Source organism: Amycolatopsis sp. NPDC051372 (assembly GCF_040682095.1).
GTDB lineage: Bacteria > Actinomycetota > Actinomycetes > Mycobacteriales > Pseudonocardiaceae > Amycolatopsis.
The window spans coordinates 23,344-35,790 of the sequence record NZ_JBFBAF010000015.1; the positions used below are offsets into that span (position 1 = coordinate 23,344).

12 protein-coding genes are annotated in these 12,447 nt (G+C 69.9%); 3 read left to right on the forward strand and 9 right to left on the reverse strand.

The window, feature by feature from the left end; all coding sequences use genetic code 11:
- Positions 1–10 precede the first annotated feature (10 nt).
- The 6 genes from AB0M56_RS22820 to AB0M56_RS22845 form a co-directional block, all read right to left on the reverse strand.
- On the reverse strand, positions 11–1,138 hold the full coding sequence (locus tag AB0M56_RS22820; RefSeq protein ID WP_364179324.1) for an amidohydrolase family protein: 1,128 nt from the start codon (positions 1,136–1,138) through the stop codon (positions 11–13).
- Positions 1,131–1,754: a hypothetical protein gene (locus AB0M56_RS22825; protein WP_364179326.1), complete on the reverse strand. Its 624-nt coding sequence runs from the start codon at positions 1,752–1,754 to the stop codon at positions 1,131–1,133. The genes AB0M56_RS22820 and AB0M56_RS22825 overlap by 8 nt, the downstream gene beginning before the upstream one ends.
- Positions 1,751–2,497 (reverse strand): succinate dehydrogenase/fumarate reductase iron-sulfur subunit, encoded by a 747-nt coding sequence (locus tag AB0M56_RS22830; RefSeq protein ID WP_364179328.1) that lies wholly within the window; start codon positions 2,495–2,497, stop codon positions 1,751–1,753. Before AB0M56_RS22830 ends, AB0M56_RS22825 begins: the two co-directional genes overlap by 4 nt.
- Positions 2,494–4,413 carry a fumarate reductase/succinate dehydrogenase flavoprotein subunit gene (locus tag AB0M56_RS22835; RefSeq protein WP_364179330.1) on the reverse strand — a complete coding sequence of 640 codons (1,920 nt, stop codon included), beginning with the start codon at positions 4,411–4,413 and terminating at the stop codon, positions 2,494–2,496. Before AB0M56_RS22835 ends, AB0M56_RS22830 begins: the two co-directional genes overlap by 4 nt.
- Before the next feature lie 67 nt (positions 4,414–4,480).
- The gene (locus AB0M56_RS22840) at positions 4,481–5,311 is read right to left on the reverse strand and encodes a hypothetical protein (RefSeq protein WP_364179332.1); all 831 of its coding nucleotides are present in this window, start codon (positions 5,309–5,311) and stop codon (positions 4,481–4,483) included.
- Positions 5,308–5,595 carry a hypothetical protein gene (locus AB0M56_RS22845; protein ID WP_364179334.1) on the reverse strand — a complete coding sequence of 96 codons (288 nt, stop codon included), beginning with the start codon at positions 5,593–5,595 and terminating at the stop codon, positions 5,308–5,310. The genes AB0M56_RS22840 and AB0M56_RS22845 overlap by 4 nt, the downstream gene beginning before the upstream one ends.
- 333 nt (positions 5,596–5,928) lie before the next feature.
- Between AB0M56_RS22845 and AB0M56_RS22850 the strand changes: the two genes are divergently transcribed.
- The 3 genes from AB0M56_RS22850 to eda all read left to right on the forward strand — a co-directional run bounded on the left by AB0M56_RS22850 (position 5,929) and on the right by eda (position 9,880).
- Entirely contained in the window at positions 5,929–7,155 is a 1,227-nt protein-coding gene (locus AB0M56_RS22850; RefSeq protein WP_364179336.1) for a cytochrome P450, read from the forward strand.
- A 176-nt stretch (positions 7,156–7,331) separates the two neighbouring features.
- Complete coding sequence (gene edd / locus AB0M56_RS22855) at positions 7,332–9,257, forward strand: phosphogluconate dehydratase (protein ID WP_364179338.1); 1,926 nt, start codon at positions 7,332–7,334, stop codon at positions 9,255–9,257.
- Positions 9,254–9,880 (forward strand): bifunctional 4-hydroxy-2-oxoglutarate aldolase/2-dehydro-3-deoxy-phosphogluconate aldolase, encoded by a 627-nt coding sequence (eda, locus tag AB0M56_RS22860; RefSeq protein ID WP_364179340.1) that lies wholly within the window; start codon positions 9,254–9,256, stop codon positions 9,878–9,880. The genes edd and eda overlap by 4 nt, the downstream gene beginning before the upstream one ends.
- Before the next feature lie 77 nt (positions 9,881–9,957).
- Here eda and AB0M56_RS22865 read toward each other — a convergent pair whose 3' ends face one another.
- The 3 genes from AB0M56_RS22865 to AB0M56_RS22875 all read right to left on the reverse strand — a co-directional run bounded on the left by AB0M56_RS22865 (position 9,958) and on the right by AB0M56_RS22875 (position 12,377).
- Positions 9,958–10,485 carry a regulatory protein RecX gene (locus AB0M56_RS22865; protein WP_220247485.1) on the reverse strand — a complete coding sequence of 176 codons (528 nt, stop codon included), beginning with the start codon at positions 10,483–10,485 and terminating at the stop codon, positions 9,958–9,960.
- A 382-nt stretch (positions 10,486–10,867) separates the two neighbouring features.
- The gene (gene recA, locus AB0M56_RS22870) at positions 10,868–11,917 is read right to left on the reverse strand and encodes a recombinase RecA (RefSeq protein ID WP_364179342.1); all 1,050 of its coding nucleotides are present in this window, start codon (positions 11,915–11,917) and stop codon (positions 10,868–10,870) included.
- 265 nt (positions 11,918–12,182) lie between these two features.
- A complete protein-coding gene (locus AB0M56_RS22875) occupies positions 12,183–12,377 on the reverse strand; it encodes a DUF3046 domain-containing protein (protein ID WP_364179344.1) in 195 nt (64 codons plus the stop codon).
- Positions 12,378–12,447: the final 70 nt, after the last annotated feature.

The window sequence follows — 12,447 nt, forward strand, 5'->3', positions numbered from 1 at the left end:
CGCGAACGGTTTAGCCGCGCACTCGGTGCCCCGCTTGCCAGACCGCACGGATGCGACCGGCGAGGTCGGTGACGTCCACGGCGGAGCCGTCGAGCAGCACGAGGTCGGCGCGCAGGCCCAGGGCGACGCGGCCGCGGTCGTCGAGGCGCAGGAGGCGGGCGGCGTCGCTCGTGGCGGCGCGCAGGGCGCCCGCGGCGCCGAGGCCGGAGGCGGCGAGGAGGCGCAGCTCGGTCAGCAAGTCGACATGAGGACGCGGCGCGAGGTCCGAGCCGGCGGCGATCGGGAGGCCCGCTTCGACGGCCAGACCGAGGGAACGGCGGTGGGTTTCGCCGTGTTCGGCCGGGATCGGAGCGAGGGTGGGCACGTACCAGCAGCCGTGTTCACGCATCGCGGCGACGGCTTTTTCGTCGAGGAACACCCCGTGTTCGATGCTGCGCACGCCGGCACGGGCGGCGGCTGTCGCTGCGGCGGCCGTGTGCGCATGGGCCATCACGTCGCGACCGGCGCGGCGGGCTTCGTCGGTGACGGCGTGGAGCTCCTCGTCGGTGGGGCGAACGTCGCGCCCTTCGGCGAGCGCGGCCATGGAACCGCCGGCGCCGAGCTTCACCCAGTCGGCGCCCGCGCGCACCATCCGCCGCACAGCCGCGCGCGCCTGGTCCGGGCCGTCGAACACCGCGTCGGGCAGGGCGGGATCGTCGATGCGATCGAGGCGGCCGGTGTCCGCGTCCCACCAGTCCCCGAGCCCACCCGTCGGCGACAGCTGGCGGAGGCTGACGAGCAGGTCGGGGCCTTCGATCCAGCCTTCTTCCAACGCGTGCTTGAAACCGGCGTCGGCACCCCAAGCGTCGCGGACGGTCGTGATGCCTCTCGTCCGCAGGCGGCGCAGTGTGGCGACCGCTTCGAGGATCCGCGTGCTGCGGGGAAGTCCTGCGTTGCCGGGGAAGGCGACGTGGCCGTGGCAGTCGATCAGGCCGGGGATGAGGAGCCCGCCGTCGCCGTCGTAGGGATTCTGCCCGTCCACATCGGACCCTACCGCGGTGATTCGCTCGTCTGTGAGCACGTTCGCGGCTTCGGTGGTGCCCGAGTCGGGGTCGAACACCCGGACGTTCTTGATGAGCACGCCACCGACCTCAGGCACCGAGTTCCGCCGCTGCCAACGCGATCGTCTCCTCGGCCAACGGCGCGAGGTCCGGTTCGCGGGCGGCGGTCGCGCGGGAGAGCCGCGTGACGTCGTCGACCCACCCTCCCGTGGCCGTGTCCGGTTCGCCGATCCGCGCGAAACCCCTCTCCAGCAGGCCGGCCGCGTCGGCCGATCGGCCGCGGGCGACGGCTTTGATCGCGCCGAGGGCATTGGCCAGAGCGCTCGCCGGGCGGGACCACTCGCCGTCGCGGGCGTGCACGGCAGGGTCGCCGGGGCCCGGGTCGGCGACCGCCGACGCTTCCCGCAGCGCCAGGTCGAGGCGCCAGAACAGCGAAACCCCCGCGAACCGCACGAACAGCAGCCGCCGTTGCGGCGAGTGGAAGAAGTCCGGCGAAGTGCGCACGGCGGCGACCAGGCGCACGCGTTCCAGAACCGCCCGGACGTCGGCAGCGCAAGCCGGCACGCGCCCGTCGGGGACGACCCACTCCACGTCGATGTCGCTGAACGCGTCGGCGGTGCCGGTCGCGAAAGAGCCCCGCAACCGGGTCCGCGAGCCCGGGCACGCAACGGCCAGCGCGGTGACGACGGCGCCGGCCAGCTGCGCCCGCGTCACCTGCGGAAGAGCTTGTTGCCCAGCCACACGATCGGGTCGTACTTCCGGTCGGCGACCCGCTCCTTCATCGGGATCAGCGCGTTGTCCGTGATGTGGATGCCTTCCGGGCAGACCTCGCTGCAGCACTTCGTGATGTTGCAGTACCCGAGACCGTGCTCGTCCTGCGCGGCGTCACGACGGTCCGCAACGTCGAGCGGGTGCATTTCCAGCTCGGCGATGCGCATCAGGTACCGCGGCCCCGCGAACGACTCCTTGTTCTCCTCGTGGTCGCGCACCACGTGGCAGGTGTTCTGGCACAGGAAGCACTCGATGCACTTGCGGAACTCCTGCGAGCGCTCGACGTCCACCTGCTGCATCCGGTACTCCCCCGGCTTCAGGTCCGGGGGCGGCGTGAACGAGGGGATCTCGCGCGCCTTGGTGTAGTTGAAGGAAACGTCCGTCACGAGGTCGCGGATCACGGGGAACGCGCGCATCGGCGTGACCGTGATGACCTCCTCCTCGGTGAACGTCGACATGCGCGTCATGCACATCAGGCGCGGTTTGCCGTTCACCTCGGCCGAGCAGGAGCCGCACTTGCCCGCCTTGCAGTTCCAGCGCACGGCGAGGTCCGAAGCCTGCGTGGCCTGCAAGCGGTGGATGATGTCGAGGACGACCTCGCCCTCGTTCACCTCCACCTTGAAGTCCTGCAGCTCGCCGCCGGTCTCGTCGCCGCGCCAGACCCGGAAACTGGCCTTGTAGCTCACGCGTTCCTCCCGGAGTGGTTCTCCAGCTCGGCGTCGGTGAAGTACTTGCCGAGCTCGTCGAGCTCGAACAGCTCGAGCAGGTCCTCCCGGAGGGGGATCTGCTCCTTCTCCACCACGTCGACATCCGGTACCACGGGATTGTCCCCCGCCCGCGCCGCGCACACCAGCAGCTTGTGCCGCCAGTCTGCGTCCATGCTGGGGTAGTCGTCGCGCGTGTGGCCGCCACGGCTTTCGGTACGCAGCAGCGCCGCGCGGGCGACACACTCGCTCACCAGCAGCATGTTGCGCAGGTCCACGGCGAGGTGCCAGCCGGGGTTGAACTGCCGGTGGCCCTCCACGGTCACCTGCGCCATGCGCTGCCGGATCTCGCCGAGCTTCTCCAGCGCCTGGCGGATCTCGTCGGCCTTGCGGATGATGCCGACCAGGTCGTTCATCGACTGCTGAAGCTCCGTGTGCAGCGTGTACGGGTTCTCGGCCACGCCCTGGGCCGGCGGGTCGAACGGCTCCAGCGCCATCTTCGCGGCGGCGTCCACATCGGACTCGGCAACCTGAGGCCGCCCGTCGCCGAGACCGTCCACATAAGACGCGGCGCCGAGGCCCGCGCGGCGGCCGAACACCAGCAGGTCCGACAGCGAGTTGCCGCCGAGGCGGTTGGAGCCGTGCATCCCGCCGGAGCACTCCCCCGCCGCGAACAGGCCGGGCACGCTCGCCGCGCCCGTGTCCGGGTCGACCTCGATGCCGCCCATCACGTAGTGGCAGGTGGGCCCGACCTCCATGGCCTCCTTGGTGATGTCGACGTCGGCCAGCTCCTTGAACTGGTGGTACATCGACGGCAGCCGGCGCCGGATCTCCTCGGCGGGCAGGCGGCTCGCGATGTCGAGGTAGACGCCGCCGTGCGGGGAGCCGCGGCCCTCCTTGACCTCGGAGTTGATCGCGCGCGCCACCTCGTCGCGCGGCAGCAGATCGGGCGTGCGGCGGTTGTTGTCGGCATCGGCGTACCAACGGTCGGCCTCGTCCTCGCTGTCCGCGTACTGGCCCTTGAACACGTCGGGCACGTACTCGAACATGAACCGCTTGTCCTCGGAGTTCTTGAGCACGCCGCCGTCACCGCGCACACCTTCGGTGACGAGGATGCCCTTCACGCTCGGCGGCCAGACCATCCCCGTGGGGTGGAACTGCACGAACTCCATGTTGATCAGCTTCGCGCCCGCGCGCAGGGCCAGCGCGTGGCCGTCGCCGGTGTACTCCCACGAGTTCGACGTGACCTTGAACGACTTGCCGATGCCCCCCGTCGCGAGCACCACGGCGGGTGCGTCGAACAGGATGAACCGCCCGCTCTCGCGCCAGTAGCCGAACGCGCCGGCGATCTTGCCGTCGGTCAGGAGCAGCTCCGTGACGGTGCACTCGGCGAAGACCTTGATCCGCGCCTCGTAGTCACCGTACTTCGCGAAATCCTCTTGCTGCAGCGAAACGATCTTCTGCTGCATCGTGCGGATCAGCTCGAGCCCCGTGCGGTCGCCGACGTGCGCGAGGCGCGGGTAGGTGTGGCCGCCGAAGTTGCGCTGGCTGATGCGCCCGTCGGCCGTGCGGTCGAACAGCGCGCCGTAGGTCTCCAGCTCCCAGACGCGGTCCGGGGCCTCCTTGGCGTGCAGCTCGGCCATGCGCCAGTTGTTGAGGAACTTGCCGCCGCGCATGGTGTCGCGGAAGTGCACCTGCCAGTTGTCGTTCGGGTTCGCGTTGCCCATCGACGCCGCGCAGCCGCCTTCGGCCATCACGGTGTGGGCCTTGCCGAACAGGGACTTGCACACCACAGCGACGCTGAAACCGCGTTCGCGCGCCTCGATCACCGCGCGCAGACCGGCGCCGCCGGCACCGATCACCACCACGTCGTAGCTGTGCCGTTCGACCTCGGTCATGAATAGAGCCACCTCGGAGCTGGGACGCCGTTGTCTTGAAGTACTGCCGGAGATGAGGGTGCCGACGCTAGCCGACGAAGCGCAGATCCGCGATGGCTCCGCTCGACACGAGCATCACGTAGAGGTCGGTCAGCACCAGCGTGCCGAGCGTGGTCCACGCGAGGGTCATGTGCCGGGTGTTGAGCTTCGAGACCTGCGTCCAGACCCAGTACCGGACGGGGTGTTTCGAGAAGTGCTTCAGCCTGCCGCCGGTGACGTGCCGGCACGAGTGGCAGGAGATCGTGTACGCCCAGAGCAGCACCACGTTGGCGACGATGATGATGTTGCCCAGCCCGAAGCCGAACCCGCTGGGGCTCTGGAACGCGACCACGGCGTCGTAGGTGTTGACCAGCGACACGATCACCGCGACGTAGAAGAAGTAGCGGTGCACGTTCTGGATGATCAGCGGCAGCTTCGTCTCGCCGGTGTACTTCCCGTGCGGCTCGGCCACCGCGCACGCCGGCGGCGAGAACCAGACCGAGCGGTAGTACGCCTTGCGGTAGTAGTAGCAGGTGAGGCGGAAGCCGAGCAGGAACGGCAGGACCAGCGCCCCGAGCGGGATCCAGCTCGGGAAGTCGCCGAACCAGTGCCCGAAGTGGCTCGAGCCCTCGACGCAGGACGTGGACACGCACGGCGAGTAGAACGGCGTCAGGTAGTGGTAGTCGGGCACCCAGTACGCGGTGCGCACGAAGGCGCGAACGGTCGCGTAGATGATGAAGGTCGCCAGCCCCAGCACGGTGAGCAGGGGTTGCAGCCACCACCGGTCGGTGCGCAACGTCCGGTCGGCCAGAAGCGCCCGCCCCGGAGAGCGGACGCCGGCGCCGGCCCGGCTGACGTCGTTGTCAGCGGGGGCGCTCACCGCTGGTCGCGCTTGTAGCCGCCAACGCCTTCGTCATCGGCGCCTTGCCACAACGCCGGATCGTAAGGAGTGTCCGGGACGGGCACGCGGTCCATGGGTTTGGCCTGCGCCGGCACGGCGTGCGGGTGGCCGTCCAGCTCCGCGGTGTCGATGTCGAGGCGCTCGACATCGTTGGCCAGCCGGCGCACCGCCGACGCGTCGCCGTACCGAGAGCGCAGGGCGCCCACGCACTGCCGCAACTGGCCGATGGTGCGCCGCAGTTCGGCGAGCTCTGTGGTGGACATCGGGAGCCTCCCTGTTCGGTGGGGCTGACAGGAACCGGGTGACGATCACTTTCGCCACGTACGACTCTGCCTCGCGTTGTGCTATGTGACAAGTAGCACATTCCTTAGCGTATTGCCTTTTGACCTTGGGAGTCGACCCCTCTCGGGGCGTGTCTTGGAGTGTGGGCCGTCGGTGGGCCGTGGGAGCGCTGGTCAGCGGCGGTGGACGGCGAGGCGAGTTGCAGTCCGGACACGTCGGCGAGCACGGTTCCGACGGCGGTGTCAGTCCGTATCAGGGCGGTGTCAGGTGGGGCGGCCAGAGTGGTGACCACGACCACCACGAGAGGAAGTCCCATGAGCCAGACGGTGTCCGTCCCGCAGGGGTTGCCGATGGAGCGCGACGCGGGGCCGTTCGATCCGCCGCGGAAGATCACGCGGTTGCGGGAGGCGCGGCCGGTCAGTCCGATGCTCTTTCCGGACGGGCACGAGGGCTGGCTGGTCACCGGGTACGACGAGGTGCGGCAGCTGCTGGCCGACACGCGGTTCAGCTCGCGGCAGGACCTGGGGGTCATGCACGTGCCCTACGAGACGCCCGGGATGCCGGCCGCCACGGAGCCGTCGCCGCAGGTGCCCGGGTTGTTCATCGCCATGGATCCGCCGGATCACACGCGGCTGCGGCGCAAGCTGACGGGCGCGTTCACGGTCAAGCGGATGAAGCAGCTGGAGGACCACATCGCCGAGGTCGTGGAGCGGCAGCTGGACGCGATGGCGCAGCTGACGCCGACGGTGGACCTCGTCAAGGAGTTCGCGTTGCCGGTGCCGTCGCTGGTGATCTGCGAGCTGCTGGGCGTGCCGTACGAGGACCGGGCCGATTTCCAGGCCAACTCGGCGAAGTTCCTGGTCAAGGAGCAGGAGCTGGAGGAAAAGGTGGCGGCGTACGGTGCGCTGACCACCTACCTCGGCAATCTGGTGGCGGGTAAACGCGCGGAGCCCGGTGAGGACATCCTTTCGGATCTGGCCCGGCAGGACGACCTCAGCATCGAGGAGCTGACCGGCATCGCGTTCCTGCTGCTGCTCGCCGGCCACGAGACGACCGCGAACATGCTGGCGCTCGGCACGTTCGCGCTGCTGGAGCATCCCGAGCAGCTGGCCGAGCTGCGCGCCGACCCGGAGCTGCTGCCCGGGGCCGTCGAGGAGCTCATGCGGTACCTGTCGGTGGTCGACATCAACTTCCGCTACGCCACCGAAGACCTCGAACTCGGCGGCGAGACGATCCCGGCCGGCTCGACCGTCGTCGTCTCCACGCTGGCCGCCAACCACGACCCGCGGCGCTTCGAGAACCCCGACACGCTGGACATCCGCCGCAACTCGCGCGGCCAGCTGACCTTCGGCCACGGCGTGCACCAGTGCCTCGGCCAGCAGCTGGCCCGCATCGAGATGCGCGCCGGGTTCGCGGCGTTGCTGCGGCGCTTCCCGACACTGCAGCTCGCCATCCCCGCTGACCAGGTGAAACTCCGGACGGACATGAACATCTACGGCGTCCACGAGCTGCCTGTCACCTGGACGACCACGGCACCCTGAACCGGAAACAAGCGAGCCGCACCCGACACGCGGGTGCGGCTCGCTGTTTCCCAGTGGTTTACTGAATCGATTTTGATAACCCGGCCCACACCGGCTACCGTGGTGGCCGTCACGTTCCTCAGACGCCAGTGCTGCCGTCCCGCGGACCCCACCACCCAGTGAGCCGGGAGCCGGACATGAGCAGCACACCCGACACGACGGTGCATCCCGTCGTCGCCGAGGTCACCGCCCGCATCGTCGAACGCAGCGCGGAAACGCGCGCCGCCCACCTCGCGCGCAGCGCCGGCGCCCACGAAGAAGGCCCGGTGCGCCGCGGTCTCGCGTGCAGCAACCTCGCGCACGGGTTCGCCGCGATGGACGGCGTGGACAAGGCGGCGCTGCGCGAGCTGCGCGCACCGGGCGTCGCGATCGTGTCGTCCTACAACGATCTGCTGTCGGCGCACCAGCCGATGCAGGAGTACCCCGCGTGGCTGAAGAAGTCGGTGCGCGCGGCGGGCGGCGTCGCGCAGTTCGCGGGCGGCGTGCCCGCGATGTGCGACGGGGTCACGCAAGGGCGGCCGGGCATGGAGCTGTCGCTGTTCAGCCGCGAGGTGATCGCGATGGCGACGGCGATCGCGCTGTCCCACGACCTGTTCGACGCTTCGCTGCTGCTGGGCGTGTGCGACAAGATCGTGCCCGGGCTGCTGATCGGCGCGTTGTCGTTCGGGCACCTGCCGGCGATCCTCGTGCCGGCCGGGCCGATGAACTCCGGCTTGCCCAACAAGGAAAAAGCCCGCGTGCGCCAGCTGTACGCCGAAGGTCTCGCGACGCGTGAGGACCTGCTCGACGCGGAGGCGGCGTCGTACCACTCGGCCGGCACGTGCACCTTCTACGGCACGGCCAACTCGAACCAGATGGTCGTCGAGGTGATGGGCCTGCACCTGCCGGGTGCGAGCTTCGTGCCGCCCAACACGCCGCTGCGCCAAGCCCTCACCGAAGAGGCCGGCCGGCGCGCGGTCGAGCTGTCGCGCGGCGAGTCGTACACGCCGGTTTCCCTGGTGCTGGGCGAAAAAGCGTTTGTCAACGGCATCGTGGCGCTGCTCGCCACGGGTGGTTCGACCAACCACACGATGCACCTCGTCGCGATCGCCGCGGCGGCGGGCATCCAGCTGACGTGGGACGACTTCTCGGACCTCTCGGCCGTCGTGCCGCTGCTGGCGCGCGTGTACCCGAACGGCAGCGCGGATATCAACCACTTCCACGCCGCCGGCGGCATCCAGTTCCTAGTCGGCACGCTGCTCGACGCCGGGTTCCTGCACGAGGACGTGCACACCGTCGCCGGGTTCGGGCTGCACCGCTACACGCAGGAGCCGATCCTGTCCGACGGCGAGCTGGTGTGGCGCGACGTGCCCACCCGAAGCCTCGACGAGGACGTGCTGCGCCCGGTGTGGCGGCCGTTCGCGCCGGACGGCGGGCTGCGCATGGTCGCCGGCAACCTGGGCCGGGCCGTGACGAAGGTGTCGGCGGTGGCGCCGGAGCACCGCGTGGTGCAGGCGCCGGCGCGGGTGTTCACGTCACAGGAGGCGTTCACGGTGGCCTTCGAGGCCGGCGAGCTGGATCGCGACGTCGTGGTGGTGCTGCGGCAGCAGGGGCCGCAGGCCAACGGCATGCCGGAGCTGCACGGCCTCACGCCGGCGCTGGGTGTGCTGATGGACCGTGGTTTCCAGGTCGCGCTGCTCACCGACGGGCGCATGTCGGGCGCGTCGGGCAAGATCCCGGCGGCCATCCAGGTCACGCCGGAGGCCGCGGTGGGCGGGCCGATCGCCCGGATCACCGACGGTGACGTCGTCCGCTTCGACGCGAGCTCCGGCACGCTTGACGTGCTGGTCGACGCCGCTGAGTTCGCGCGACGTGATCTTCTGGACGCACCGCCGGCTTTCGTGGAAGGCACCGGGCGGGAACTGTTCGGCGCGCTGCGCCGCGCGGTGGGCCCCGCCGACCAGGGCGCGAGCGTGTTCGGCCCGCTGACGGCGGAGCTGGACCTGCTCCGCGACGCCCCCGCCGGGCGGGGCACACTCGGACTGCCATTGCACACCTTGGAAACCCAGGAGGTCGGTCAGTGACCACCGGTTCGGACCTGCTCGCCCTTTCGCCCGTGATGCCCGTGGTCGTGATCGACGACGTCGACGACGCCGTGCCCACCGCGCGCGCGTTGCTCGCCGGCGGGATCGGGGTGATCGAGCTGACCCTGCGCACGCCGGTCGCGCTCGCCGCGATCGAGCGCGTGGCCGCGGAGGTGCCGGACATCTTCGTGGGCGCGGGCACCGTGACGTCGCCGGCGCAGGCCGCGCAGGCGGCCGACGCCGGCGCGAAGTTCCTGGTGACGCCGGGCTGCACCGACGCGGTCCTCGACGCCTGCTTCGCCACGGGCCTGCCGTTCCTGCCGGGCGCCGCGACGGTGTCCGAGGCGATGCGCCTGGCCGAGCGTGGCTTGACGGCGTTGAAGTTCTTCCCGGCGGAGGCCAGCGGCGGAGTGGCTTACCTGAAGTCGCTGACGGGTCCGTTGCCGGACTTGCGCTTCTGCCCGACCGGCGGGATCACCGTGGACTCGGCGCCCTCGTACCTGGCGCTGCCGAACGTCGGCTGCCTCGGCGGTTCGTGGCTGACACCAGCGAAGCTGTTGGCCGCCAAGGACTTCGAGACGGTCGAGAAGCTGGCCGCGGAGGCCGCAGCGCTGCGCGGCTGAGGTTCGCTCTGCCGTTCCCTGCGCGGGGCGGGGAACGGCAGGGCCGCGCGCTTCGGAACAGGGAGCTTCGGGACGGATCAGTCGATGGTGGCGTCGTCCAGCAGGCTGGATTCGGCGCCGAACTCGCGGAGCTCGTCGCGGATGACGGTGTAGGCGAGACCCTGCGGGTAGCCCTTGCGGCCGAGGAAGCCGAGGAGACGGCGGATGGCCGTCTGCTCGTCGACGTTGCCGAGGGAGCCCAGGCGTTTGCGGACGAGCTCGCGGGCCCGCTGTTCCTCCGCCTCGCGGTCGACCTCGCCGGCGGCCTGCGTGGCGATCTCGTCGTCGACGCCCTTGCGGCGCAACTCGGCGACGAGCGCCGTGCGGGAGAGGCCCTGGCCGGCGTGGCGGGCCTTGACCCACATCTCGGCGAACTCGGCGTCGTTGACGAGGCCGGCGCGGTCGAGTTTGCCGAGCAGGGTTTCGATGGTGTCGTCATCGAAACCCTTGCGCCGCAACGTCTGCCGCAGTTCGTCGACAGTTCGCGGGCGTGCCGCCAGGAGATCGAAGCAGATCTCCTTGGCTTTCTTGGCCCGCTCCTCCGGCGGCAGCTCCGCCGGCTCCACCTTCGGCGCCCTCGCCACTACGCCCTTCCTCCCTCATTCACACCCGCACCCCGCCGAGCCACCCAGACCGCCAACCCAACCCGGTCACCTCATCCCGGTGAGGTCACCTCACCAGCGCAACCCGCCGGGGGTCCAGGGGGCTTGCCCCCTGGCGGGGGTGTGGGGGTTCCACCCCCACAAGACACAGCGGATGATCCCGGCGAGCGCCCTCCGCGAGCACACCCGACCCGGATCAGCCGGTCACCTCACGAACGCAACCCCGCCGGGGGTCCAGGGGGCTTGCCCCCTGGCGGGGGTGTGGGGGTTCGACCCCCACAGGACACCTGAATCGATCCGCTGGGTGAGCGCGTTCCGCGAACACAACTCACCCTTCCGATCGACTTCAGAAGTCGACCGGCGCCGGAACCGCAGCTTCGGCGACCTCGGCGTCGACCTGCGGGCCGATGCCCAGCTTCTCCTTGATGCGCTTCTCGATCTCGTTGGCGATGTCCGGGTTGTCGCGCAGGAACTTCCGCGCGTTTTCCTTGCCCTGGCCGAGCTGGTCGCCCTCGTAGGTGTACCAGGCGCCGGACTTGCGCAGGATGCCCTGGTCGACGCCCATGTCGATGAGCGAGCCTTCGCGGGAGACGCCGTGGCCGTAGAGGATGTCGAACTCGGCCTGCTTGAAGGGCGGGGCCATCTTGTTCTTCACGACCTTGACGCGGGTGCGGTTGCCGACCGGCTCGCCGCCATCCTTGAGCGTCTCGATGCGGCGCACGTCGAGGCGGATCGAGGCGTAGAACTTCAGCGCCTTACCACCGGTCGTGGTCTCCGGGGAGCCGAACATGACGCCGATCTTCTCGCGCAGCTGGTTGATGAAGATCGCGGTGGTGCCGGAGTTGTTCATCGCGCCGGTCATCTTGCGCAGCGCCTGGCTCATCAGGCGGGCCTGGAGGCCGACGTGCGAGTCGCCCATCTCGCCCTCGATCTCGGCGCGCGGCACGAGCGCGGCCACGGAGTCGATGACCAGGATGTCGAGCGCGCCGGAGCGGATCAGCATGTCCGCGATCTCCAGCGCCTGCTCACCGGTGTCCGGCTGGGAAACGAGCAGCGCGTCGGTGTCCACGCCGAGCTTCTTGGCGTACTCCGGGTCCAGCGCGTGCTCCGCGTCGATGAACGCCGCGATGCCGCCGTTCTTCTGCGCGTTCGCCACCGCGTGCAGGGCGACCGTTGTCTTACCGGAGGACTCCGGGCCGTACACCTCGATGACGCGGCCGCGGGGCAGCCCCCCGATGCCGAGCGCGACGTCGAGGGCGATCGCACCGGTGGGGATCACGGCGATGGGCGCGCGGCCCTCTTCGCCGAGGCGCATCACCGAGCCCTTGCCGTACTGCTTGTCGATCTGCGCAAGGGCAAGCTCGAGCGCTTTGTCCTTGTCGGGTGCTGCTGGCATTGGGGTCCACCTCGCTGGTTGGCCTGTGTGGCTTGTTCGGTTGTCCAGATCAAGCTCTGTCCGGATCAAGCGCTGTCCGGTCCGACGCTACGGGGAGGGACCGACAATTCCCGGCACGGCGATCGATCTGTGGATCGCCGGCCCCCGGTGTGCACAACACTGTAGACGAACAAGTGTTCGAGGGTTGCGGCGACACCCCCGTCCGCTAGGATTTTTCGCCCTTCCGAGCCCCCCCCTTCCCCGGGGCGAACCAGGAAACCGCAGGTCAGCGCCGCTCCGGCGGGATGTCGAACGCTTCGCACACCTCACGCCAGATCTGCTTCGCCGAGATCCCCGCAGCCAGAGCCTGGTCGACGGTCTTCCCACCGAGCCCGCTGAGCACGTGGTCCTGGGCCAGGACCTCGGCCCGCCCGGGGCCGAACTCGTCCGCCATGAGCCGCCGGAACACCGTGATACGCATCGGCCGAATGCTAGCTCGCGGCCTCGCCTGCGGCGCGAACGGGCCGTTCGCGCCGCGGCAGCGAACGAAA